Origin of the sequence: Bifidobacterium aquikefiri, from assembly GCF_002259795.1 — a bacterium.
In the GTDB taxonomy this organism is placed as follows: Bacteria; Actinomycetota; Actinomycetes; order Actinomycetales; family Bifidobacteriaceae; genus Bombiscardovia; species Bombiscardovia aquikefiri.
The window spans coordinates 140389-165444 of the sequence record NZ_MWXA01000005.1 but is presented as its reverse complement, the minus strand read 5'-3'; the positions used below and the strand labels follow the sequence as shown (position 1 = coordinate 165444).

Genomic DNA, 25056 nt, shown 5'->3' with positions numbered 1-25056 from the left:
AGCGTGTCCGAACAATCCATGAATGATTGATGATTTATGCGTCGTGATATCGGGGTAGTACGATTTCAAAATCCGCACCACGGGTATCGTCAACGACACTGACCGAACCGCCATGCAATTTTGCAGCCCAGCGTGCTATGGATAATCCGAGACCGGTGCCCCCGGATTCGGTTCCGGGGCCGGCCTTGCCCTTGACAAAGCGTCTGAAGATATCCGAGCGGGCCTCTTTTGGAATCTGAGAGCCATAATTCACAACATTGGTGACCACACGCGCAGGATCAATTTCCACATGACCTTCGATAAGGACAGTTGTGCCATCGGCAGAATGCTTGAGAGCATTGGAAATGATATTCGTAAAGAGCTGACGAAGCCTGTCCTGGTCGCCTTCCATCTTGATATTGTGGGGGACATCAACTTCGATCTCATGTGCATGACCGGCATCGGCAATCTCAAGCGGTTCAATGGTTTCATCGATGAAATCGGCAAAGTCGAAGCTCGTTATCTCAAGGCTCGAGGCACCTGCCTCCATACGCGAAAGATCAAGAAGAAAGGCAATGAGATCCGAAAGACGGTGGGTTTGATTGAGTATGCTCTCCAGGTTTGCAGGGGTCGGTTCAACGACGTGGTCTGCAAGGTTCTCGACCATTGCCTGCAACGCAGACACAGGGGTACGCAATTCGTGACTGACGTTTGCAACCATGTCGCGTCGCATCTGGTCGGCGTGCTGCAATTCCGCAGCCATGACATTGAACGAACGTGCCAGCTGCCCGATCTCGTCGTGACTCAGTGTCGCAGACTGCACGCGAACGGTGTAGTCGCCATCTGACATGGCTTCTGCAGCATCTCGCATCTGACGCAGCGGGGCAGTGAGTCCACGGGAAAACATATAGGTGATGCCCAGGGCCACAATCAGGGTCAGTGGCATGGCAATCCATCCACTGAGTCCAACCTTGAGCAAGAACCACGCCATGATGAATGCTATGGCCGTGGAAATGGTAATGAGAACGCTCAGCTCGCCCTTCAGCGACGAAAGAAAGCCAATGGGTCGATCGGGAGGCATGTGCTGCGTCTTGATACGCGCACCGCTTCTGGCATGAGAATTCTGCTGATGCTTGTTGCTGTCAATTTTCATATGCGTTGCACTGATATCTGCTGATATGTGTGATGTTTCCGTAAATCACGCGGCGCGCTGCTCTGGTGGCTCAAAGGCATATCCAACACCGTGTACGGTGCGAATCATGTCTGAGCCGAGCTTATGCCGCAGCGCCTTTACATGGGAATCGACGGTACGTGTACCTGACGCATCGACCCAATCCCACACGTCTTCAAGAAGTTTTTCACGGGTGAGAACCGAGCGTGGCTTGCGTGCAAGCGTCGCAAGCAGGTCGAATTCAGTAGGGGTCAGATGAATCTGCTGATCGTCAAGGGTCACAAGGCGCTGTGCAGGATCAATGATGAGCGAGCCAAAGTCCAGAATCTTTTCATTCTCTGAATTCTTGGCAATGACCTTTGCACGTTCGACGCGGCGCAGCAACGCCTTGCACCGAGCGATCAGCTCTCGCATTGAGAATGGTTTGGTCATGTAGTCGTCGGCTCCGGCACCAAGGCCGATGACCTTGTCGGCTTCATCGTCGCGGGCTGTCAGAATCAAAACAGGTACAGGCCTTTCGGCGACGATGCGCTTCGTCGCCTCAAGACCATCCATGACAGGAAGCATGATGTCCATGATGATGAGATCGGGCTTCAATTGTGCCGCAGCCTGAACTGCACTGGCACCATCGGAAGCGACTCGTGCCGTCCAACCCTCTGCCGTAAGACGTTGTGCGATTGCAGTGGCTAAGGTTGGCTCGTCCTCCACAACAAGAATCGTGCGATGTGTGGTATCGCGACGAATTGTAGTGCTATTCATGCTCACGTTTTCCTGCCTCCATATGTATGTTGGGTATCCCCAAATAATCTCTCCCGTTAGCTCTCCGGTTTCAAGAATACTGCGCCCAAGGCAGGCACGGTGAGTCTTGCAGACCATTGTCTACTATGGAAAGGTACATTATCAGCATCAAAACTGCCATTGTGTATTCCAGAACCGCCATATTTCGCATCGTCGGTGGTCAATATCTCGGTCCATCTGCCACCCTGGGGAAGTGGAACCTGATAGTTCTGCCATGCGGTTCCAGCAAAGTTCACGACTACGACAATGCATTCGTCCTGTGATCCCAGACGCATGAAACTCAGCACATTGTGATCTGAATCATCGCTGGTAAGCCACTGGAACCCTGCGGGATCAAAGTCCTGTGACCACAGGGCAGGCTCATGGCGATATACCTTGTTCAGATCTGCGACCAGCGTCTGAACTCCACGATGATCTGACCAGTTCAATGAGTCCCAGTCAATGCTGTACTCGTAATTCCATTCACCGAACTGTGCAAGTTCGTTGCCCATGAAGGTCAGATTCTTGCCCGGATGTGCCCACTGATAGGCAAACAGCGCTCTGACCGTGGCAAACCGCTGCCAGTCATCGCCTGGCATTTTACCAATGAGCGAACCTTTGCCATGGACGACCTCGTCATGAGAAATCGGCAGCACATAGTGCTCCGAATAGGCATAGACCATGGAGAAGGTGATTTCGTTATGATGATATTTTCGATTGATGGGACTCTCATGGAGATATTCGAGCGTGTCGTGCATCCAACCCATATTCCATTTGAGACCGAATCCCAGGCCACCAATGTTGGTTGGAGAGGTGACGCCTTGCCATGCAGTCGACTCCTCGGCAATCATCATGATTCCAGGATTCACACGGTATGCGGTTGCCGTCACTTCCTGAAGGAAGGAGATGGCCTCGAGGTTTTCCCGACCGCCATAGATGTTCGGCCTCCATTGACCGGGATCGCGGCTGTAATCCAGATACAGCATGGAGGAGACGGCATCGACGCGAAGGGCGTCGATGTGGAACTGTGACAGCCAATACAATGCGTTGGCAACCAGGAAATTGCGCACCTCGTTGCGTCCGAAGTTGAAGATGTATGTACCCCAGTCAGGGTGTTCTCCGCGAAGGGGATCAGGATCCTCATAGAGCGGAGTGCCATCGAAGCGACCAAGAGCGAAGCCATCTTTGGGGAAGTGAGCGGGAACCCAGTCCATGATCACGCCAATGCCTGCGTTATGCAGTTTGTCTATCAGATATTTCAAATCATCGGCACTGCCCTGGCGTGAATCTGGAGCATAGTAACCAGTGACCTGATATCCCCATGATCCGGTGAAGGGATGCTGTGTCAGGGGCATGAACTCAACGTGGGTGAAACCAAGTTGGGAGACGTAGGGGACAAGCTGATCAGCCAACTCACGGAAGTTAAGGCCTTCCTTCCAGCTGCCAGCATGAACTTCATAGATGCTGATGGGTCCAGTATGCGGATCGCGCTGAGCCCTCGCGCTCATCCAGTCCGCATCGTGCCACGTGTGCCGTGAATCACTGACGACGGATGCAGTTGCCGGGGGAATTTCATGGCCACGCTCCATGGGATCTGCCTTCATGACCCACTCGTAGTTGGCATTGAGAATCTGATATTTATATGTCTCACCCGCCTGAAGTCCCGGAATGAATAGCTCCCATATTCCTGAAGATCCCAGCTCTCTCATGGCGTAGCTTCGTCCATCCCAGGAATTGAAATTACCCACAACGCGAACTGCATGCGCATTCGGTGCCCAGACTGCGAAAGACACGCCGGTGACCTGCTGCCCAGCTGTACCGCTTGCGGAACCCATTGGGTCGTCATAGCTTCGCACATGCGCGCCGAGAATCTCCCATAGTCGTTCGTGTCGTCCTTCGCCGAAGAGGTAAATGTCGATATCACCGATCGTGGGTAGATAGCGATAGGGATCGTCTTCGACATGTATGGTTCCGTCGGCGTATTCGGTGCGGATGCGGTAATCAGGCACTGAGTAGCGCATCGAGGTCTGGAGGGCTGGGACGACAACGGTGAATATCCCGTTGAACTCATGACGTGTTGGGTATTCGCCGTCCTGAGTGATGATTACCACACTTTTTGCCATTGGCCTGAGCACTCGAATGGTGACCTCAGGATTGTCGCTTTCCATGTTAACGTGCTCGCCCAGAACTGCGTGAGGGTTGAAGTATTGTGCATTGCTCACGGCATCCAAAATAGCGTGATCAACGTTGATCGGCAGCTTGTCTGATTTTTGTGAAACTGTTGTCATAAACAGAGTGTAAACGAGCATGGCGGAAATAGGCAAAATCCATGCGATTCCTTGTCAAAGTCCTTGCTGCATGACACAATTATGTGGGTTTTTAGGCCAACTTAAAGCTACTCTGGAGGATTCATGGGATATAAGGTCGGCGATATGGTTGTCTATCCGCGGCACGGTGCAGCGAAGGTAGATGCCATTACCGAACGAACTGTCAAGGGAGTTACGCGTCAGTATCTGCAACTCTCAGTGCTGTCTTCTGATGGTTTGGTTATCAATGTTCCCGTGGATAATGCTAAAAAAGTTGGTGTTAGAGATATTGTGGGCGCGCGTGAGGTAGCCAAGGTATTTGAGATTCTTCGGACTCCAATTGTCGAAAAGGAAATGAACTGGTCACGCCGGTACAAGTTGAACGTTGAGAAGATTGCAACCGGAGATGTCAACAACATTGCAGAAGTCGTGCGTGACCTGGCACAGCGCGATGTTGACGAGCACGGGCTTTCTGCGGGTGAGAAACGTATGCTTACCAAGGCGCGTAATATTTTGACCTCGGAAATTGCCCTGTCGGAAGATCTTGATGATGACGAGGCGCAACGTCTGCTGGATGTGAATCTTGGCTATCTACCCGCCCAGCCTGGAGACGAGAAACATCACACCAAGGCTCCCAAGGAACCTGTCATGGAGACTCTGGCACGCATGGAAGCGGAAGCCAAGAGCGCCAAGAAGAAGTGATCTGCAAGGCCGATCACTGAGTTGAACTCGGCGTTGCGTCTGACCCACTGGTCGACGGTGAGGCACTGTCAGATACCGTTGCCTGAGTGGACTCTGCATCCGAGTCCTCGGACTGAATCTTTGTTCTGAGTTCCAATGCCTTGGCGATATTCGTTGTTATGGTGCTGATCCATTCATTCAGTGTCGTCTCCTGCGTAGGCATCTCTTCGGTGACATCAGTCATGGGAACAGCGTTGCCTTTGGCAGTCGTCACGAGTTTCTCCTGTGTCTCAGTCGATTGTCGCGTGGAATCTTCCAGGAAAATGCTGGGGTGCTTTGATTTGCCGAGCAGATTCACGAATTCATCGACTTCATCAACTGTAGGTTCCTCATTACCACTGAGCGCCTGTGCAAACTTTTTGGGCGTCTTGTCGCTAAATCCCAGATCAGCCATGAGGTAGTATGCGATTGGCCGTTCCTGAGCGTAGGTCAACTTTTTCTTTGACTGTGATGCAACGGTCTGTATCAGCGTTTCCAGAGTTGTCTCGCTTTTTTTCCATGCCTTGAGCCGGGCATTGAAGTAAGCCTTCTGATTGGGGAGTGCCTTGATATAGGCCTCGGTCACTTCGGTTGCAACGCTGTTGCGCACATCCTTGGAAAACCACAGATAGGGGTTGTCTCCCTCTGAAGCACCCACAGCATCGGCGGCACTGACCAAAGTTGCGTCCTTGGGCACGGATTTGGTAGCCCAATCGTCATAGCCAGCGCCATTGACGATCTCAATTCGGGACTTGCCAATGGTGGTGATATCCGTTGTCTTTGGCTCATATTCCTGTATCGCAAGATTTGGATCCGAAATGATGGTGGTGACCTTGACCTGATTGCCACCTAATTCCTGTGCCAACGAACCCCATGGACGGATGGTGGCGACTACAGGGATTGGTCCACTCAGCGTGGAAGATGTCGTGGAAGGCGTTGCGGAACTCTGCGAGCGCAGTGAGCAAGCGGATAATGCGATAACTGCGCTCATGGTGAGAAGAGCTGCCAATATCCTCTGTGCTAAGCCCCTATGTTGTTTCATACCTGACCTCTTCATCAAACATCGATGGTTACGTGACCAGCATTATCGATGCAAGCTCCACCGACTCCAATTAACTTCATCTTCATATGAAGGCGATAATCCTTAATTCACGATAGCCTATGACTCGGAGCAATTTCGAGAAGAACTGGAGTCTCAATTATGGTTTTGTTGCTTGATGGCAATGCCGTTTCACAATCGGTCAAACAGGATTTGCGGCAGCGCGTCGAACGATTGCAGCATCACGGAGTCTTTCCAGGTCTTGGAACGCTTCTTGTCGGTAACGATCCTGCTTCTGCGCGATATGTGGCTGGCAAGCATCGAGATTGTGCAGAGGTCGGCATCAAGTCAATCAAGTATGATCTTCCGGAAAGTGCCACGACTGAAGACATCATACGTACCGTCGATGATCTGAATGCAGATGCACAATGCACAGGATTCATCGTTCAGCTCCCGTTGCCGAAGGGCACGGATACGCATGCCGTGATAGATGAAATCGATGCCTGCAAGGATGCCGATGGCATGCATCCATATAATCTCGGTCAGCTGGTCTTGCACGTTTCGGGCGAGATCTCAACCCCGCTGCCATGCACTCCACGGGGAATTCTAGAACTTCTTGCTGCATACAACATAGATCTTGACGGGAAGAACGTCTGCGTTGTCGGACGGGGAATCACGATTGGTCGAACCATCGGACTGCTCCTCACCCGCAAGGAGTGCAATGCCACGGTGACGCTATGCCATACGGGTACCAGGGATCTTCACGAACAGATGAAAAGAGCCGATGTCATCATCGCCGCAACAGGGCAGCCTGGCATCGTTCAGGCGAATGATGTGAAGGACGGCGCTGTTCTCGTAGATGTCGGCATTGCCCGCATACAGGATAAAACAACAGGAAAATGGCGAATTTCAGGCGATATTGACCCATCGGCACGGAACGTCGCATCAGCGTATACGCCCAATCCTGGAGGCGTTGGGCCGATGACTCGTGCGATGCTGCTTACCAACGTCGTCGAAACTGCGGAACGCCAAGCTTTTGGAAAGTGACAACAGGCGATTTATCGCATATACTAAGGGCGTATGTGCCTACTAGGCAGATATTCATAATTGAAAATCGATTTTATTCATCCACTACTTACAGAAATAATCAATTAATGGCAGAAAATAATACAGAAGTCCAGAAGGTTGCGATCAACGACATCGGCACCGAGGAGGACTTCATCAAGGCAGTCGATTCCACCATCAAGAACTTCGATGATGGTGATTTGGTCGAGGGTACCGTCGTTCGCGTTGATCACGACGAAGTATTGCTTGACATCGGCTACAAGACTGAAGGAGTCATTCCTTCACGCGAACTTTCCATCAAGAAAGACGTCGATCCCGATGAAGTGGTCAAGGTCGGCGATTCGATCGAGGCTCTTGTCGTCACCAAGGAAGACAAGGAAGGCCGTCTTATCCTTTCCAAGAAGCGTGCACAGTATGAACGCGCCTGGGGAGATATCGAGAAGATCAAGGATGCCGATGGCGTTGTTGAGGGAACTGTCATCGAAGCTGTCAAGGGTGGCTTGATTGTCGATATCGGTCTGCGCGGATTCCTGCCTGCATCTCTTGTTGAAATGCGTCGCGTCCGTGATCTGAGCCCATACATCGGGCAGAAGATCAAGGCCAAGATTCTTGAACTTGACAAGAACCGCAACAATGTGGTTCTTTCACGCCGTCAGTACCTCGAAGAGACCCAGTCCGAAGTGCGCGAGACCTTCCTCTCGCAGCTCAAGAAGGGCCAGATCCGTGAGGGTGTTGTCAGCTCCATCGTCAACTTCGGCGCATTTGTCGATCTCGGCGGCGTTGATGGCCTCATCCACGTTTCCGAGCTCTCCTGGAAGCACATTGATCACCCGAGTGAAGTGGTCAAGGTTGGCGACAAGGTTACCGTTGAGGTCTTGGATGTCGATATGGATCGCGAGCGCATCTCGCTCAGTCTCAAGGCAACTCAGGAAGATCCATGGCAGCGCTTCGCCCGTACTCATGTTCCAGGGCAGATCGTCAAGGGCAAGGTCACGAAGATCGTGCAGTTCGGTGTCTTCATTTCCGTTGAGGATGGCATTGAGGGCCTGGTTCACATTTCCGAGCTGGCCAACCGTCACGTCGAAAATCCAGAGACTGTTGTCAAGCCAGGAGAAGAGGTCTTCGTCAAGGTCATCGATGTTGATCTTGATCGTCGTCGTATTTCCCTCTCGCTCAAGCAGGCGAACGATTCCGTTGATCCTTCATCGGAAGACTTTGATCCGGCACTCTACGGCATGCCTGCAGAGTACGACGAGAGCGGTAATTACAAGTACCCAGAAGGTTTCGACCCAGAGACCAACGAATGGATTGCAGGCTACGAGAAGCAGCGCGAAGAGTGGGAAGCTCAGTATGCTTCAGCTCACGAGCTGTGGGAAGAGCACAAGGCATTCGTTGCCAAGGAGATCGAGAACGCAGCTGCTTCCGCCGCCGAAGACGGTCAGGAATCAGAGCCGAAGGAGAAGAAGGCCGAAGAGGCAACTTCGAACTATTCTTCTGAAGAAAGCACCGAAGGCACACTTGCTGCCGACGATCAGCTCGCTGCTTTGCGCGAACAGCTCCTCAGTGAAAAGAAGTGAACTCATGCATTGAATGAACCGACTGATTGCCAGTGCGATTCATTGAATGTAGGCGATAGACCCGGTCAATTGACCGGGTCTATCGTTTTTTTCATGGCATTCTCTGTTCGTTGTGAACTTAGCGAAGTATCAACCGTAGGAAAACACCAAATCGTCAGCGTTTGATGCCATTTTTGGCATTTTATACTTGGAGAAGTTCAGAATGAATAATAAGATGGCCTGCGAGATGCGGAATCCAATGAGAATAGGTATTACCGGAGGCATTGCCGCCGGAAAAAGTACGGTCGTAGCTCATATGCGTGAGCTTGGTGCCTTTGTTCTTGATTATGACGGCATTGCTGCCGAAGTGGTTGCTCCAGATACTCCTGGATTGAGAAAGATCGTGTCTGCTTTTGGCCCGGAGGCAATTGACAATCAGGGGCAATTACGAAGGAAATGGCTGTCCTCGGTGATATTCGGGGGAGCGGAGCATGCTCCTTTACGTGAACGGTTGAATGCCATCGTCCATCCTCTGGTCTACGAACGTGCAGCAATTCTTGAGACTCGTTTCATGCAGAGATTGGATAACGGCATTGATTCGCGGTCTCGGATCATCATCCACGATATACCGCTGCTAACCGAGGTCATCCGTACCATACCCTTTGACTTCAGGCACATCATCACCGTTGAAGCACCTGTCGATCTTCGCATCCAGCGCATGCTCAGTAGTCGCCATATGTCAATGGATGATGCACAGGCACGAATTCAGAGCCAAAGCAATGAGCATCAGCGCCTGGACATTGCAGACATTGTTATCGACTCAGCTGTGAGCATCGAACAGATGTTCGAAACTGTTGATAGAGTATATGCTGGTTTGGTACAGGAGCAACAAAGGTCATGCGATGCACGATGAGCTCGGGGAAGCTGCCTGTAATCGTTGACCTTATGAGGAGGAATGTATGGGATTCAATATCGAACGTGCAAATAAGCCTTTCGAAGTGAAGTCACCATACCATCCCTCAGGCGATCAGCCACAGGCGATCAATGATCTGGTAACACGAATCGACAATGGCGAAAATGACGTTGTGTTGATGGGTGCAACCGGAACCGGAAAGACCGCCACCACTGCATGGATGATTGAAAAACTGCAGCGTCCGACGTTGATCATCGAACCGAATAAGACCCTTGCAGCGCAGCTCTGTGCAGAATTCAGGGAACTCATGCCTGACAACGCCGTCAGCTACTTCGTTTCCTATTATGACTATTACCAGCCGGAAGCCTACATTCCCCAGACGGATACCTACATTGAAAAGGATTCGAACATCAATGACGATGTTGAGCGTCTTCGGCATGCAGCAACGGCGAACCTACTCACGAGGCGAGATTGCGTCGTCGTGGCAACGGTTTCATGCATATATGGCCTGGGGACTCCAGAGGAGTATGCGAGTCGCATGCTGTTCCTCAAGCAGGGGCAGCAGCTGAACAGGGACGAGCTTCTGCGCACCTTCGTCAATATGCAATACAAACGCAATGACATTGCATTCGTTCGCGGTACCTTCCGAGTCCGGGGCGATACGGTTGAGATCATTCCGGTCTATGAGGAACTGGCCATTCGAATCGAATTCTTTGGTGACGAGATTGACCGCATATCAACCCTGCATCCCCTCACAGGAGATGAGATCGAAGAGGAGAAAGAGGTTCATATCTTCCCTGCATCGCACTATGTTGCCGGCCCCGACCGCATGGAGCATGCCCTGAAAACCATCAAGGAGGAACTTGACACTCGCGTCGCCGAGCTGCACAAGCAGGGCAAGGAACTTGAGGCGCAACGTCTGAACATGCGAACTACATACGATCTCGAAATGTTGACGCAGATTGGTGTGTGCTCTGGTGTTGAGAATTATTCAAGACATTTTGATGAACGCGCTCCCGGCACACCGCCTCATACCTTGCTTGACTTTTTCCCGGATGATTTTCTTCTGGTCATCGATGAATCGCATGTGACCATTCCTCAGATTGGCGCTATGTACGAGGGCGATGCAAGCAGAAAGAGAACGTTGGTGGAGCATGGATTCCGTTTGCAAAGCGCCATGGACAACAGGCCGTTGAAATGGCCGGAGTTTCTCGACAGAGTTGGCCAGACCGTGTATCTTTCAGCAACGCCTGGTGATTATGAACTAGGGCTTTCAGATGGCGTTGTCGAGCAGATCATCCGTCCAACGGGACTCCTGGATCCTCAGATTGAAGTACGTCCTGTCAAGGGGCAGGTCGATGATTTGCTCGCTGAAATCAAGGACCGAGTTGCCAGAAATGAACGCGTGCTTGTCACGACTCTCACCAAGAAGATGGCCGAGGATCTTACCGACTATCTCGTCGAGCGCGACATCAAGGTCGAATATCTCCACTCCGATGTTGATACCTTGCGACGGGTGGAATTGCTGCGTGAACTCAGGATTGGCACGATCGATGTGATCGTCGGCATCAACCTGCTGCGCGAGGGCCTTGATTTGCCAGAAGTGTCGTTGGTGGCGATTCTCGATGCAGACAAGGAAGGATTCCTTCGTTCCTATCGCTCGCTGATCCAGACCATAGGCCGCGCTGCAAGAAACGTTTCAGGAACTGTGCTGATGTATGCGGACGAACGCACGGATTCGATGAACAAGGCAATTTCCGAAACGAACAGGCGTCGTCAACGTCAGATTGAATACAACAAGGAACACCACATCGATCCAAAACCGCTGATCAAGAAGATCAGCGACGTCAACGACATGATTGCTCATGAGGACGTTGACACCCAATCCCTGCTGGAAGGCGGATATCGCAACGCAAACAAGGCGGGCAACTCTCACCTTGGCGTGCCAACCTTCAACGACAAGGAGGCACAAAAACGCCATGAGGAGATACTCAAGGCCGGTCTTCCGGCGCAAGATCTTACCGATTTGATTCGTCAGTTGAGCGAACAGATGCATACTGCCGCCGAACAGTTGCAATTCGAACTCGCCGCGCGATTGCGTGATGAGATCCACGATTTGAAGAAGGAGCTGCGTGGTATGGTCAATGGCGCGAAATGAGCGATGCATCATTTCGTCTATGGTCTTCTCCAACGATTGCCATGGCATCGTATTGGAAATCGATGCCATGGCATTCCCCAATCTACAAAAGGCAATCGTTCTCGGTGGGTCGTATAGTTAGCTAGTATGGCTGAAACCCCGTTACCCTTTATGATCGGCACCTTCGTGGTGCTTGCAATGTTCTTCATCGTAGACATCTTTTTCATTGGGCGAAAACCTCATGTTCCCAGCACCCGTGAATGTGTGACGCACATCGGGTTCTTTGTCGTTGCGGCGCTGCTTTTCGGCGGTTTGCTCTGGTTGGTTGCAGGTTCTCGGCCTGCCATCGAGTTCTATTCTGGATGGTTGACTGAGTACTCACTGAGCATCGATAACCTGTTCGTATTCGTCATCATCATGGCCAACTTTGCCGTTCCGAAGACACTTCAGAAATATGTATTGAGCATTGGCATTACCGTAGCTCTGCTGCTGAGAGGCCTCTTCATATTGGCTGGAGCTGCGCTTATTACCCGCTTTACCTGGGTCTTCTTCATCTTTGGGGCATTCCTTCTGGTCACAGCGGCAAGAATGGTATTCGGATCCAATGATGACGAGGAATATAAGGAAAATGGCTTGATACGGATGCTCAGAAAAGTCATGAAGATTTCCGATGACTACGATGGCGAGCATCTGCGCACCACACATCATGGTCAGCGCTATTTCACACCGATGCTCGTTGTATTTCTCGCCATTGGCACGACTGATGTGCTGTTTGCCTTTGATTCGATTCCCGCCATATTCGGTCTTACCAAAGACCCGTTCATCGTGTTCACATCAAATGTGTTTGCGCTGCTTGGTCTTCAGCAGCTTTTCTTCCTTCTCGGCGCTCTGCTGGACAAACTTGTATATCTACCGATAGGTCTTGCCGTTGTTCTCGCATTCATCGGCATCAAACTCATTCTTGAGGCGATCCATGAAAATACGCTGCCATTCATCAACGGCGGGCATGCCATCGATGCAGCGCCAGAAGTGCCCACGTGGCTGTCCTTAGGAGTGATCGTCGTTTCGATAGGAACTGCTGCAATTGCAAGTCTCATACACATGAGATCGGTGGAGGCTTCCAAATAATCATGCCAACTTGCTTGATATAACAAGTAAAATACGTATTGTGAGCGCTAACAACACACCTCGCGTATTTATGGATTCTGGTCGGTGAAAGATAGTACAGTTGTTTGTGGAAACAATGCGAGGATACAAACCTCGTTCACCAAATAAGAAATAGGCAGGCATTCATGCGCAAAGCCAAAATTGTAGATACTATCGGACCAGCCACAGAATCGCTGGAAAACATCACCAAGCTCATTGGAGCCGGGATGGACGTTGCTCGTCTGAACCGCTCACACGGAACTCCTGAAGATCACCTCAAGGTCTACAACAACGTTCGCGAGGCCAGCAAGAAGACCGGACGCAACGTTGCGGCACTGGTTGACATTCAGGGACCGAAGATCCGTTGCGGCTGGTTCAAGAAGAATGCCGATGGAGAAGACAAGGTAATCCTTAAGGAAGGCCAAGAATTCACCATCACCACCGAAGACGTCACCGGTGACGAGCACATCACCTCAACGACCTTCAAGGGTCTTCCCGGTGACTGCCATGCCGGAGACCCAATCCTGATCGATGACGGCAAGGTTCGTCTTGAGGTCACTTCCGTCGAGGGCAATGAAGTGCATACCAAGGTCATCGTCGCTGGCCCGGTCTCATCCCACAAGGGCATCAACCTTCCAGGTGTTGCTGTGAGTCTTCCCGCTCTGACCGAGAAGGATGAGGCAGATCTTCGCTGGGGCATTCAGACCGGTGCGGACATCATCGCCATGTCATTCGTGCGCTTTGCAACCGACATCGATCGCGCTCACGAAATCATGGACGAAGAGGGTCGTCGCATCCCGATCGTTGCCAAGATTGAAAAGCCCCAGGCTGTAGATAACCTCGAAGAGATCGTGCGTGCCTTCGATGGCATCATGGTTGCTCGTGGCGATATGGCCGTTGAGATGCCATTCGAACAGGTTCCTCTCGTCACCAAGCGTTGCATCGAGCTTGCTCGTCAATATGCAAAGCCTGTAATCGTGGCCACCGAAGTTCTCGGTTCCATGGTTCACTCTCCAATCCCCACACGTGCAGAGGCATCAGACTGCGCCAACGCCATCCTTGATGGTGCGGACGCAACCATGACCTCCAACGAAACCGCTGTTGGCGATTACCCAACACAGACTGTACAGACCATGGCACGCATTTCGGGTTATGCCACAGATCACGGATACGACCGTATCCCAGATCTCAAGAATCTCGATATGTCAAACTCCGGTGCTGTTTCATCCGCTGCGGTCGATTTGGCGGAGAAGCTCAATGCCAAGGCCATCGTCGCCTTTACCCAGACCGGTAACACCGTTCATCGCGTCTCCCGTGAGCGTCCTTCGGCTCCGATCTTCGGCATGACTTCAAACATGCACACTTTCCACTGGCTCGCACTGAGCTGGGGAACCGAAGCGTTCCTGCTCGACAGTGACTATCATGACCTTACCCGTAAGGAATTGATGAAGCTTGCTGACGATACCCTCAAGAAGGCCGGAAAGGTCGTTGACGGCGACAAGATCGTTTTGCTCAGCAGTGCACAGGGCGAGCACAAGGCTGGAAGCACCGATTCCATCTATGTGCACTCCGTCGGTGCCGCTGACTGATCGAGAGTTGCTCGTCACCTAAGATTGTGTGAGCTATGTAGACTGGAATGTTTTCATTGATTGCTTTCCGGCAACGGCAAACATAATAAACCGGCATCATCAAAGAATCTGATGATGCCGGTTTTTGCATGACGAACGCTTATTGCAGTTTTTCCCCAAGACCGCAATGTGCACGCAATATGGCAATCACAGTTTTCGCATCGACTATGGTCCCGCTCAATACCATCTCATAAGCCTCCTCGGGCGTATAGAGACGCACGCTTGAACGAGGTGACTCCGGACCAATGACGCCTCTGTCTACCGGTGTCAGTCCGCTCGCGTAGTACATGGAGGTGTGCTGGTTCGAAAAGCTTGGCGTATTGATGAATCTGCCGAACTGCGTGAAACTTGCAGCTTCGAAACCGGCTTCCTCATGAAGCTTGCGCTTCGCCACATCGAGGGATTTCTCGTTCGGTGAATTGGCATGTCCAGCTGGAATCTCCAACGTCCAGCGGTGTGTTGGAATCCGATATTGCTCAATGAGCGGAATCTTCCCGTCGGGCGTGACTGCGAGAACCGCAACGGTGTCGCCGTTGTTCTCATGCAGTATGTATCGCTCGAATGATCCAAACACATTGGATTCAAAAGAAACCTGATCCACATTGAAGTAGTGGCTTTGCACGATCTGGGTCCTTGAGCCCTCCTTGACTGGGGCAGGACGCCAAGGGTCGAATGGCCGATATGTTGGATTGCTCATGGAATCTCCTTGCTTCGTGGGCTTGATTTGGATTATCTCCCTACCGACATTGTATGCCGCCACGCGCGGCCATGTTGCAAGGTCGCGAGAATATGGTAGATTCCCAAAGGTAACAGTAAGCCCCTGTATCCCAATTGGTAGAGGAAACGGCCTCAAAATCCGTCCAGTGTGAGTTCGAGTCTCACCGGGGGCACGGTTGCAGGTACCTGTCAGCATACGCACCTAGGGGAGCACGGAAGCTACGCTGGGAGGGAAACATATGGAAACGAGGTTGGCATGGTAGCGGAAACGGATAAGACCGAAGACTCTCAGTCAAACAGGACGGTTGTTGTCGCTGAGGATGAATCGTTGATCCGACTCGATATCGTCGAAGCCTTGGGCGATGCCGGTTATGACGTCGTGGGTGAGGCTGCAAGCGGTCAGGAAGCTCTTGATTTTACTCGAAAAATGAAGCCTGACATTGTAGTCATGGATGTTAAGATGCCCGGTATGGATGGCATTACAGCTGCTAAGGAAATCGGCAAGGATAATCTTGCACCAGTTGTCATGCTTACGGCATTTTCACAGCAGAAGCTCGTCGAAAAGGCTGCAGAGGCCGGTGCCATGGCTTATGTTGTGAAACCGTTTGTGCCTGAAAAGCTGCTCCCCGCACTCGAGGTTGCCATTACAAGATTTGAGCAGATCAACACACTACGTGATGAAGTCAGTGATCTCAAAGCTCGTTTCGAGGCACGCAAGCGCGTTGATCGTGCAAAAGGTCTGTTGATGGAAAACATGGGCCTGACAGAGTCTGAAGCTTTCCGTTGGATTCAGAAGACTTCCATGGATAGAAGACTTACCATGCAAGAAGTTGCAGATGCAGTTATCGCTCAAGTAGAGAGTGACGACTGATTCAACGAAGGTCAGGGAGATGGATACGGATTCTGAAAATAGGCAATTGCCGAAAGACACACTCCTTGTTGTTGATGGTCATTCATTGGCCTTCAGGGCATTCTTTGCCCTGCCAGTAGAGAATTTCACCACCCAAAGTGGTCAGGCCACCAATGCGGTATGGGGCTTTGCAACGATGCTTGCACAGGTCATTGAAACGGAACGACCGAACCACCTTGCCGTTGCCTTCGACATGTCAGGTGGCACCTTCCGTAACACCATGCTCAAGCAGTACAAGGCAACGCGAGATGCGGCTCCAGAGGAGCTTCTCAGTCAGCTTCCATTGATACAGCAGCTGCTTGCTTCGCTGGGCATTACCTATGTGGAACGGCGCGGCTTTGAGGGCGACGATATCATCGCAACCCTTGCCACGATGGGTTCACAGGCGAGGTACAAGACCTTGGTTCTCTCCGGAGATCGTGATGCCTTCCAGCTGATTGACGATTATGTGACGGTGCTCTATCCGGGTCATCACTTCAAGGAATTGAAACACATGACCGCCGACGCTGTACAGGAGAAGTACCATGTCTCGCCCTCACAATATCCAGACTTGGCTGCGATGCGTGGCGAGACTGCTGATAATATTCCCGGGGTTCCTGGAGTAGGCGATGGCTATGCGGCAAAATGGATCAACCAGTACGGTGGTCTTCAGGGAATCTATGAGCATGCCGAGGAAATAGGCGGCAAAAAGGGCATAGCTCTGCGGGAAAACATCGAGCAGGTCAAACTGAACCGCAAAGTTAACGCACTCGTTCGTGATATGGATCTGGGTGTTGACATCAGTGATCTGGAATATGGTGACATCAAATCTGACGATCTTTCGAAACTCTTTGACTCCTTGCAGTTCGGTGAACGGACCCGCAAGCGCGTCATCGCTGCATTCGGTGCGGATGCAGCGAACAAGCTGAAGCAAGCTGAGGCAAGCAATGATGTGGATATTGCAGGTGAGCAGCCCAAGGCAGAGATTGCTACAGTTCTCGACTCTGTGGGCGACTCGTATGCCTTCCAGGCGTGGTTGACGGAGCATGCGCACACAGTCGAAGACTCCATTGCAACGAGCAACGACGAGCATGGCAATCCGGCATTGAAGGCATCGGCGACCGCTGCCGCAGCGTTGCCGAATGCCATTACCGTTTTCGCCGCCGGCAAGGATTTACCCGGTCGGGAATCATTTCGTTCATTGGCCATAGTGGCAGCAGACGAACATGTACTGGTGCTCGATGACGCTACCGAAAATGCCGAGTTGCTGCATTCGCTGCAGCAGTTCCTCGACAAATACCAGTCTCAGATACTGCTTCATGGGTACAAGGAGCAGCGGCATATTCTCAGTGCGTGTGGGCTTGAGCTTCATGAACCATTGTTCGATACGAAGCTTGCCGGTTACATCGTGGAACCAGACTTCCACGCAGATAGTCTTTCGGCATCAGTCGCGCATTTTCTGGATATTCATGACGACAACAACGATGTGACCATCGAGCAGGGCAGCTTTGCATTTGATGACACTGATTCAGAGGAGCGCAAGAACGAATCCTCGTCAGATGAGCATGCGCTCCCCGAATCTGTAAAACAGGCCATTCTTGTATCTCGTCTGGCACGGTATCTGATGCCGATCGTTGATGAACGCAGGCAATATAGACTCCTTCGCTCGATTGAGATACCAGTATCCTCAACGCTCTATGCCATGGAATCCTCAGGCGCATCCGTAAGTACCCAGAGAATGAAGGAACTGCACGACAGATTCATAGCGGATGCCTCACAGGCACAGGACATTGCGTGGGAAAATGCGGGTTCAAAGATCAATCTGCAAAGTCCCAAGCAACTCCAGAAAGTGCTGTTCGAAGATCTTGGCCTCAAGCCATCCCGCAAGACCAAGGGTGGGTCATATACCACCAATGCCGCAGCATTGCAGAGCATGTATCTGAAGTCCACCGATAAGACCAAGGCAAATGATTTTCTCGGTGCCCTGTTGCGTTACAGAGAGACCAACAAGCTCAAGCAAATCATGCAGACTCTGATCGATGCAGTGAATGTTCGCGACGGCAGGATTCATACGACCTTTGAGCAAACGGTTGCTGCGACAGGGAGATTGAGTTCAGTCGATCCGAACTTGCAGAACATACCGAATAGAAACGCTCAAGGGCGTGAGATTCGCTCGGCGTTCGTACCTGCAAGTGGTTACGACTATCTCTTGAGCTCCGATTATTCTCAGGTTGAATTGCGCATCATGGCCGACCTTTCTGGAGATGAGGCACTGATCGAGGCGTTCAAGTCCGGAAGGGACTTCCACAAATACGTTGCCAGCCTTGTGTACCAGAAGTCGGTTGACGACATCACTGGAGATGAACGCTCACACGTGAAGGCAATGAGCTACGGTCTGGCCTATGGATTGAGCACGTACGGACTCGCGCAACGATTAAGCGTCAGTCCCGCTGAAGCTGATGTGCTGCGCCAGAAGTATTTCGCCACCTTTGGCAAGGTTCACGAATATCTCGAATCATTGGTGAGTACGGCACGAGACAAAGGGTATACCGAAACCATGTTTGGCAGAAGAAGATATTTCCCGGGTCTCAAATCGACCAGACGTCAGATCAGAGATGCAGCAGAGCGTGGAGCACTGAACGCTCCTATCCAGGGTTCCGCTGCCGATATTATGAAGATTGCGATGATTCGAGCCGATGTCGCATTACGCTCTGCGGGTATGAAGAGTCGCATTGTGCTTCAGATTCATGATGAACTTGTGCTTGAAGTTGTAGAATCTGAAGTCAAGAAGGTCACTGCTTTGGTCACTGAGGCAATGGAACATGCAGTTCACATAGCCGTTCCCTTGGATGTGTCAACTGGTTTGGGAGCAGACTGGCAGCAAGCCGCACACTGATAGGGAAGGCGTATATCGGTGCCCACGTTGCTGATGTGTGAATGGCGGGCTGAGCCACTCACAGCGTTGCAATGATGCGTAACATTGGAGGTTATCGATATGAATCATGCAGGTCCAGATACCGATCATGTCAGGAAGCAGACACTCGGTTTCTCACAGCAAAGTAATGAGGAGCAACCCATTCTCAGTCAGGTTGTCGAGATTCTGGAATCGCTGTATCCACTCGAATATGCGGAAAGTTGGGATGCACCCGGACTTATCGTCGGTGATCTTTCAAGACGTATCAGCAGAGTCATGTTTGCGGTTGATCCGACCATAGACGTTGTTGACGAGGCGATCCGCCACCATGCCGATGTGCTGATCACCCACCACCCCTTGCTGTTCAGGGCAGTCCATGAGGTCAGTGGACTTGGCTTCAGGGGTGGCATCATCAATGCGCTTGTGCGGAACAATTGTGCATTGTGGGTTGGCCATACGAATGCCGATGTCGCCTATCGCGGAGTTGCGCACAGTGCAGCTGATGCATTCGGCTTGGTGAACCAGCACCCGCTGGTTCCCTCCGACACGCAGCAGCATGGGCATGACATTGGTCTTGGCAGAGTGGGAACGCTTAGCAAGCCGCAGACCTTGCGCAATTTCGCAACAGCGATTGCACACAAGCTGCCCAAAACGAATGCCGGCGTTCTGGTATGCGGTGAGTTGGATGCGATGGTTCATACAGTCGCCATCCTGCCGGGATCAGGTGACTCATGCTTCGATGAAGTGCGAAGCAGCGATGTTGATGTGTATGTCACCAGCGACTTGCGGCATCATCCGGTGACCGATGCCTATCAGCAGTCACGGTATGAATTCATGCTGAAAAGCTCAGGTTATATCCCTGGGGGAGAGCACCACACCGCTCCCTTTCCAGCATTCATCAATACACCTCACTCCGCAATCGAACATCTATGGCTGGAACGCGCAGCTGTGGATCTGCAGGAAGCGCTGAAACGACATCATCAGCGCAGCATTACCATCTATACGTCAACATTGAACACGGATCCTTGGAATCTACGACTGTAGTCAGGGGAAGGGGAGTCATGCCACGGAAAGAATCTGCGGTTGATCGACTTGAGGCAGTGTTGCAAGAGGATTCAGACGGCATCAACATGGAGCGTCAGCCACATATCACTGCCAGAATCGCTCAGTACTCCGGGGCAATCTTCGATGTGGACGAACTTACGGTTGCTCTGCCAAAGACGGATGGTGGCGAGGAATCCATAACTCGCCAGCTTGTCAAACATGCTCCATCGGTGGTGATGATCGTTCATGACTCCAAGCATGACAAGTATCTGGTTGAACGCGAGTATCGAGTGGGATGCAATGGCTTCGTCTTTGGATTGCCTGCAGGACTCATGGACGGTGCGGAATCCGTCGATGCCGCTGCCTTGCGTGAGCTGAGAGAAGAAACCGGCATTGTCCCGACGCAACATGCTTGCACAATCACTCGTATCAGCGATTCGTATTCCTCTATGGGCATGAGTGATGAAATTTCACATGTGATCTCTGTTGAATTGCATGATTGGAACATTCACGAAACACATTGTGATAGCGATGAACATGTCCAATCTGCATGGATAACCTGGGACACGCTGAAAGCACTGAAAATTCAATCCGCAACATGTGTTATCGCCTTGCAGTCTGAGGCATTGAAGCGAGCTGGAATCCCCGAGGAAATGAATATCAGGGAGAATTGCTGATTGCTCATTGGCCAGCTTTGCTCGGTTTCAACACCCCTTAATCGTTTTGAGGTGTCATACTGTAATTATGCAAATTAGACCAGGTTCAATGTATCCGCTCGGCGCAAGCTATGATGGGGCGGGCGTGAATTTCGCATTATTCTCACAGCTGGCCGAAAAAATTGAGCTATGTCTGTTCGACGATGATGACAACGAGACTCGAATCGAGATGAGTGAGCAGAACTCTTTCGTATGGCATAACTATGTTCCCGGCATCCAGCCCGGGCAGCGTTATGGATACCGCGTGTATGGACCTTATGAACCAGAGCATGGGCTTCGATGCAATCCCCACAAACTGTTGCTTGATCCCTATGCCAAGGCGATTGAGGGCAACTCAGATGGCGATGAGAGTCTGTATTCATTCTGGTTCGATGACAAGGGTGACCATACCGGTATGAACACACTGGACTCGGCACCCCATATGATGAAATCCGCCGTCATCAACCCCTATTTCGATTGGGGAAGCGATCAGCATCCCTTCATTCCGTATCATGATTCGGTCATCTACGAAGCACATCTTCGAGGTATGACCAATCTAAACGAGGGTGTTCCTCCCGAGATTCGTGGAACATATGCTGGTCTCGCATATCCAACCGTTATCGAATACTTGAAAAAGCTAGGAGTGACCGCCATTGAGTTGATGCCAGTGCATCAATATGTCAATGACGCATTCCTGCAGGAAAAGGGACTTTCGAATTATTGGGGATATAACACCATTGGTTTCTTCGCTCCTCACAACGAATATTCAAGTTCTGGTCAACGAGGCGAACAGGTCAACGAATTCAAATCCATGGTAAAGTCATTCCACAAGGCCGGCATGGAAGTGATTCTCGACGTGGTGTATAACCATACTGCCGAGGGCAATGACAAAGGTCCCACCTTAAGTTTCAAAGGCATCGACAACAAGTCATACTATCGTCTGGTCGATGGCGATGAGGCACATTACTTCGATACTACGGGCACCGGAAACTCACTGTTGATGCGCTCTCCCCATGCCTTACAGCTGATAACGGATTCGTTGCGCTACTGGGTTACGGAAATGCATGTTGACGGTTTCAGATTCGATCTGGCTGCAACATTGGCTCGTCAGTTCCAAGAGGTCGATAAGCTCAGTGCCTTTTTTGACATCGTGGAGCAGGATCCGGTTATTTCACGCGTCAAGCTCATCGCAGAACCTTGGGATCTGGGTTCTGGCGGTTACCAGGTGGGTGGATTCCCATCCTCGTGGAGCGAATGGAATGGTCGGTATCGTGACTGCGTCCGTGATTTCTGGCGGTCACAGCCATCGACATTACCTGAATTTGCCAGCAGATTGATGGGCAGTTCCGATTTGTACCAGGATGATGGACGCAGGCCTGTGGCATCCGTGAACTTCGTCACCGCCCATGACGGCTTTACCCTGAATGATCTGGTGAGTTACAACGACAAGCACAATGAATCGAATTTCGAAGGAAATCTGGATGGTGAGAATAACAACCGTTCATGGAACTGCGGCGTTGAAGGTCCGACGACAATCGATGATGTGACCGAATTGCGCATGCGGCAATGCAGAAACTTCCTTTCCACATTGCTGGTCAGCCAAGGCATTCCTATGATCTGCGGCGGGGATGAGGTTGGTCGTACCCAGCAGGGCAACAACAATGCGTATTGTCAGGACAATGACATTTCGTGGACCAACTGGAATCTCGATGACAGCCAAAAGGAATTGCTTGAATTTACCACCAAGTTGATTCATCTCCGTCTCGATCATCCGGTTCTGCACCGCCGTCGCTTCTTCACAGGTCGGGAACCTGGAGATAAGTCCGATACGATCCCACAGGTCGAATGGTTTGATCACACCGGTTCGATCATGGACATGAATGACTGGAACAACACGCATGCCTTCTCAGTCATGGTATTTCTCAATGGAGGTGATATTCCCGAGAAGGATTGGTTTGGTACGAATCTGACTGACAATGATTTCATATTCATCTTCAATGCCCATTACGAGCCAATCGTATTCACCCTGCCAGAGGAAAACTATGGCAATAAATGGCAACTTATGGTCGATACCTTCAATCCGAACGGCCCACAGCTTGCCTATGAGGCAGGTTTTGCCATTACAGCCCAACCCAGGAGCTTCCTGTTGCTCATGAGCGCCGGGCGGCATAATCGACTGGACGCATAACCAGAGCAACACGTGTGTTGCGGGAATTGACGCATTTCTTATGGTTATGCTAGTTTATTCTGTGGTGCTTTTTGCACCGTCGGGCCATAGCGCAGCTTGGTAGCGCACTTGACTGGGGGTCAAGGGGTCGCGAGTTCAAATCTCGCTGGCCCGACACAGCGTCCTGTGGACGCTGTGTCGCAGTGCGCGAACAGTCGAGCGCATATCGCTGCACACAGCAACCGCGAAGCGGTTCCTTTCATTATGGTCCGGTGGACGCTTTATCGCAGTGGGCGAGGCATCAAATCCACATCGCCAGGCACGACGCTCTTAAATTCCAGCGGTTTTTCAGTGTTGGATTCCGCCTGTTTCTTCCTTCGTTGGTGAATAACAGAGTTCGAGAATGTCTAACACAGCTATAATGCAAGGACGGGAGGCGATCATGAACGGCAGTATGCAGTACCAGCTCGGCAAGCCATCGAAGGAAGAGCTGAGCTTCGCGGGCAATCTGCGAAAGCGTGCCGTCGTCCGTCGTCCGAGAATCGTATATCTGACCGGCACGGAAAGTGTTTCGCGTGAATTGAAGCGCGAGATGGAGAGATTGGGCATCGGTGCGTCTCAGATTGCGGACCGCTCCGGGGTTGCACAAGAAGTGGTCGATGCCATGCTTGATGGTGGTGCCGTGCGTGCGCAGGATGCCATGAAGATTCTGAGGGCGGTTGGGCTCAACCCCACCACGTTGCCGACCGCGTATTTCAAGGGTGCATCGTGAGGGTTCTCCATGCCTGGCTTGAGGGTACATATGTTGGCAGATTTATACGAAGCGCCGACAGGCATACGGTTTTTGAATATGCAGGTGATTACCCTTCATCGCCCATAAGTCTGAGTCTGCCCCGCAATGGAAGAGGAACACGTAAGGCAGCTGGGAATTTTCTGGAGAATCTGCTGCCTGACAATCCCGCGATGCGCGAGGTCATGGCAAGGAATACCGGTGCTGCAAGCACGGATGTGTTTGACTTGCTGGACCATGCGGATACCACCGGCGGATTGGTGTTCTCATCGACCGAGAACATGCCGGTCCTGGAGGATGAACCCCCTGTACTTGCAACCGATGACGAAATTGCATCCAGAATCTCAACATTGAACCATGCCGGTACGGCGTGGTGGGAGAGTGGTCTTCCCTCAAGGTTTTCGTTGGCAGGCAACCAGCCCAAGTTCACTCTGGCCAGGGTCGGGGACGACTGGTATTGGCCCAATGCGGCTTTGCCATCCACACATATTTTTAAGCCGGAATCCACGCATATCAAAGGCGCTGAGATGATAGAGGCCGCCTCGCTCAGACTCGGCGGACTGGTGGGGCTTCCTGCCCCTGATGCGGGGGTTATGAATTTCGAGGATCGTCATGCGTATGTGGTCAGGCGCTTTGATAGGGCACAGCGCAATGGCGAGACTATAAGGGTCCATGTCGAAGACTTTATGCAGTCTTTAGGTGGCGCGTCGAACACCAAATATGATATCAGCGCGAAACGGATTCTTCGCTTGCTCTCTGACGTCGATCCGAGCTTGGAAATGTCATACGAGTGGCTGCGAAGGCTGGCGTTCAACACATCCATAGCCAATGCCGACGCGCATGCGAAGAACTATTCGGCAATGCTACGCCCCGGACAACTATCACTTTCACCGCTGTATGACACCATCACCACGCGGTATTGGCCGACATTTAACCAGAATCTCGCCATGCCCATCTCAGGAGCCGTCAGACCCGAGCAGATCACGCCCTTCCATTGGGCCAAGCTAGCTCGACAGACAGGACTCGACTCTGACAGAGCGGTGACGACGGCGCAGAAGATCGCGGGCGCAGTCGTCGCCCACGCGCCAGAGGCATATGAAGGGCTTGAAGCGCCGATGCGCGGTGAACTTCTCAAGATTATTGCATTGGCGAATGCGCGCATCGAACCGAAGAGTCCGGAGACATAAGCTGCGTGACGGTGGGGGCCGTGCCAGAGCTGCGAGAAACCCCGATCATGCGGGATTCATCATGTCGGGAGTTTCGATGCGGTCCTTCGTTCGAAGAGTCACTTCCCTGCGTAGCTCAAGCGATGATTGCCGTTTCATACTGTTTCTTCATGGAAATCGGAACAATCCCTCAGTCAAGGGACTAGACTATTGCTGACCATTACCGAAAGGGATTTA

General features: G+C 51.7%; 19 protein-coding genes and 2 tRNA genes. 16 read left to right on the top strand and 5 right to left on the bottom strand.

The annotated features are described in order from the left end of the window. Window positions 1–34: 34 nt before the first annotated feature. The 3 genes from BAQU_RS04605 to glgB all read right to left on the bottom strand — a co-directional run bounded on the left by BAQU_RS04605 (window position 35) and on the right by glgB (window position 4215). Window positions 35–1060: a sensor histidine kinase gene (locus tag BAQU_RS04605; RefSeq protein WP_094693928.1), complete on the bottom strand. Its 1026-nt coding sequence runs from the start codon at window positions 1058–1060 to the stop codon at window positions 35–37. A 117-nt stretch (window positions 1061–1177) separates the two neighbouring features. Further along, a complete protein-coding gene (locus BAQU_RS04600; protein WP_094693181.1) occupies window positions 1178–1909 on the bottom strand; it encodes a response regulator transcription factor in 732 nt (243 codons plus the stop codon). A gap of 56 nt (window positions 1910–1965) precedes the next feature. Further along, window positions 1966–4215, bottom strand: coding sequence for a 1,4-alpha-glucan branching protein GlgB (glgB, locus tag BAQU_RS04595; RefSeq protein ID WP_169713266.1), 2250 nt, complete (start codon window positions 4213–4215; stop codon window positions 1966–1968). Between the two features lie 123 nt (window positions 4216–4338). Between glgB and BAQU_RS04590 the strand changes: the two genes are divergently transcribed. Then, on the top strand, window positions 4339–4935 hold the full coding sequence (locus BAQU_RS04590) for a CarD family transcriptional regulator (RefSeq protein WP_094693177.1): 597 nt from the start codon (window positions 4339–4341) through the stop codon (window positions 4933–4935). Window positions 4936–4948: 13 nt separating this feature from the next. Here BAQU_RS04590 and BAQU_RS04585 read toward each other — a convergent pair whose 3' ends face one another. After that, complete coding sequence (locus BAQU_RS04585; protein ID WP_158215640.1) at window positions 4949–5944, bottom strand: metal ABC transporter solute-binding protein, Zn/Mn family; 996 nt, start codon at window positions 5942–5944, stop codon at window positions 4949–4951. Window positions 5945–6154: 210 nt separating this feature from the next. On the opposite strand from BAQU_RS04585, the gene BAQU_RS04580 reads away from it, so the two are divergent. The 6 genes from BAQU_RS04580 to pyk all read left to right on the top strand — a co-directional run bounded on the left by BAQU_RS04580 (window position 6155) and on the right by pyk (window position 14398). Next, window positions 6155–7039 carry a bifunctional methylenetetrahydrofolate dehydrogenase/methenyltetrahydrofolate cyclohydrolase gene (locus tag BAQU_RS04580; protein WP_094693173.1) on the top strand — a complete coding sequence of 295 codons (885 nt, stop codon included), beginning with the start codon at window positions 6155–6157 and terminating at the stop codon, window positions 7037–7039. Between the two features lie 107 nt (window positions 7040–7146). Continuing rightward, complete coding sequence (gene rpsA / locus BAQU_RS04575; RefSeq protein WP_094693171.1) at window positions 7147–8634, top strand: 30S ribosomal protein S1; 1488 nt, start codon at window positions 7147–7149, stop codon at window positions 8632–8634. A 226-nt stretch (window positions 8635–8860) separates the two neighbouring features. Beyond that, a complete protein-coding gene (gene coaE / locus BAQU_RS04570; RefSeq protein WP_415447704.1) occupies window positions 8861–9526 on the top strand; it encodes a dephospho-CoA kinase in 666 nt (221 codons plus the stop codon). 46 nt (window positions 9527–9572) lie between these two features. After that, window positions 9573–11684: an excinuclease ABC subunit UvrB gene (uvrB, locus tag BAQU_RS04565; protein ID WP_094693167.1), complete on the top strand. Its 2112-nt coding sequence runs from the start codon at window positions 9573–9575 to the stop codon at window positions 11682–11684. A 126-nt stretch (window positions 11685–11810) separates the two neighbouring features. Further along, a complete protein-coding gene (locus tag BAQU_RS04560; protein ID WP_094693165.1) occupies window positions 11811–12791 on the top strand; it encodes a TerC/Alx family metal homeostasis membrane protein in 981 nt (326 codons plus the stop codon). Window positions 12792–12955: 164 nt separating this feature from the next. Next, window positions 12956–14398: a pyruvate kinase gene (gene pyk, locus BAQU_RS04555; RefSeq protein WP_094693163.1), complete on the top strand. Its 1443-nt coding sequence runs from the start codon at window positions 12956–12958 to the stop codon at window positions 14396–14398. A gap of 139 nt (window positions 14399–14537) precedes the next feature. Here the strand turns inward: pyk and BAQU_RS04550 are convergent, their stop codons facing one another. After that, window positions 14538–15134, bottom strand: a complete 597-nt coding sequence (locus BAQU_RS04550; protein ID WP_094693161.1) for an NUDIX domain-containing protein — start codon at window positions 15132–15134, stop codon at window positions 14538–14540. A gap of 119 nt (window positions 15135–15253) precedes the next feature. Here BAQU_RS04550 and BAQU_RS04545 point away from each other — a divergent pair. From BAQU_RS04545 to BAQU_RS04505, 9 genes are all read left to right on the top strand, one after another. Continuing rightward, a tRNA-Leu gene (locus BAQU_RS04545) sits at window positions 15254–15327 on the top strand. Window positions 15328–15410: 83 nt separating this feature from the next. Next, the gene (locus BAQU_RS04540; protein WP_094693159.1) at window positions 15411–16025 is read left to right on the top strand and encodes an ANTAR domain-containing response regulator; all 615 of its coding nucleotides are present in this window, start codon (window positions 15411–15413) and stop codon (window positions 16023–16025) included. 19 nt (window positions 16026–16044) lie between these two features. Next, a complete protein-coding gene (gene polA, locus BAQU_RS04535; RefSeq protein ID WP_094693926.1) occupies window positions 16045–18939 on the top strand; it encodes a DNA polymerase I in 2895 nt (964 codons plus the stop codon). Window positions 18940–19038: 99 nt separating this feature from the next. Next, window positions 19039–20001 carry a Nif3-like dinuclear metal center hexameric protein gene (locus BAQU_RS04530; protein ID WP_094693157.1) on the top strand — a complete coding sequence of 321 codons (963 nt, stop codon included), beginning with the start codon at window positions 19039–19041 and terminating at the stop codon, window positions 19999–20001. A 17-nt stretch (window positions 20002–20018) separates the two neighbouring features. After that, window positions 20019–20678, top strand: coding sequence for an NUDIX hydrolase (locus tag BAQU_RS04525; protein ID WP_094693155.1), 660 nt, complete (start codon window positions 20019–20021; stop codon window positions 20676–20678). A gap of 88 nt (window positions 20679–20766) precedes the next feature. Continuing rightward, entirely contained in the window at window positions 20767–22884 is a 2118-nt protein-coding gene (glgX, locus tag BAQU_RS04520) for a glycogen debranching protein GlgX (RefSeq protein ID WP_169713275.1), read from the top strand. An 80-nt stretch (window positions 22885–22964) separates the two neighbouring features. Continuing rightward, window positions 22965–23038, top strand: a tRNA-Pro gene (locus BAQU_RS04515). Window positions 23039–23305: 267 nt separating this feature from the next. Beyond that, a complete protein-coding gene (locus BAQU_RS04510) occupies window positions 23306–23635 on the top strand; it encodes a helix-turn-helix domain-containing protein (RefSeq protein ID WP_143241964.1) in 330 nt (109 codons plus the stop codon). Beyond that, window positions 23632–24840, top strand: coding sequence for a HipA domain-containing protein (locus BAQU_RS04505; RefSeq protein ID WP_094693149.1), 1209 nt, complete (start codon window positions 23632–23634; stop codon window positions 24838–24840). Before BAQU_RS04510 ends, BAQU_RS04505 begins: the two co-directional genes overlap by 4 nt. Window positions 24841–25056 lie beyond the last annotated feature (216 nt).

Coding starts and splice junctions, on each gene's coding strand:
- BAQU_RS04605 (WP_094693928.1), bottom strand. CDS start 1,060: ATGCCTCCCGATCGACCCATTGGCTTTCTTTCGTCGCTGAAGGGCGAG.
- BAQU_RS04600 (WP_094693181.1), bottom strand. CDS start 1,909: ATGAATAGCACTACAATTCGTCGCGATACCACACATCGCACGATTCTT.
- glgB (WP_169713266.1), bottom strand. CDS start 4,215: ATGACAACAGTTTCACAAAAATCAGACAAGCTGCCGATCAACGTTGAT.
- BAQU_RS04590 (WP_094693177.1), top strand. CDS start 4,339: ATGGGATATAAGGTCGGCGATATGGTTGTCTATCCGCGGCACGGTGCA.
- BAQU_RS04585 (WP_158215640.1), bottom strand. CDS start 5,944: ATGAGCGCAGTTATCGCATTATCCGCTTGCTCACTGCGCTCGCAGAGT.
- BAQU_RS04580 (WP_094693173.1), top strand. CDS start 6,155: ATGGTTTTGTTGCTTGATGGCAATGCCGTTTCACAATCGGTCAAACAG.
- rpsA (WP_094693171.1), top strand. CDS start 7,147: ATGGCAGAAAATAATACAGAAGTCCAGAAGGTTGCGATCAACGACATC.
- coaE (WP_415447704.1), top strand. CDS start 8,861: ATGCGGAATCCAATGAGAATAGGTATTACCGGAGGCATTGCCGCCGGA.
- uvrB (WP_094693167.1), top strand. CDS start 9,573: ATGGGATTCAATATCGAACGTGCAAATAAGCCTTTCGAAGTGAAGTCA.
- BAQU_RS04560 (WP_094693165.1), top strand. CDS start 11,811: ATGGCTGAAACCCCGTTACCCTTTATGATCGGCACCTTCGTGGTGCTT.
- pyk (WP_094693163.1), top strand. CDS start 12,956: ATGCGCAAAGCCAAAATTGTAGATACTATCGGACCAGCCACAGAATCG.
- BAQU_RS04550 (WP_094693161.1), bottom strand. CDS start 15,134: ATGAGCAATCCAACATATCGGCCATTCGACCCTTGGCGTCCTGCCCCA.
- BAQU_RS04540 (WP_094693159.1), top strand. CDS start 15,411: ATGGTAGCGGAAACGGATAAGACCGAAGACTCTCAGTCAAACAGGACG.
- polA (WP_094693926.1), top strand. CDS start 16,045: ATGGATACGGATTCTGAAAATAGGCAATTGCCGAAAGACACACTCCTT.
- BAQU_RS04530 (WP_094693157.1), top strand. CDS start 19,039: ATGAATCATGCAGGTCCAGATACCGATCATGTCAGGAAGCAGACACTC.
- BAQU_RS04525 (WP_094693155.1), top strand. CDS start 20,019: ATGCCACGGAAAGAATCTGCGGTTGATCGACTTGAGGCAGTGTTGCAA.
- glgX (WP_169713275.1), top strand. CDS start 20,767: ATGTATCCGCTCGGCGCAAGCTATGATGGGGCGGGCGTGAATTTCGCA.
- BAQU_RS04510 (WP_143241964.1), top strand. CDS start 23,306: ATGAACGGCAGTATGCAGTACCAGCTCGGCAAGCCATCGAAGGAAGAG.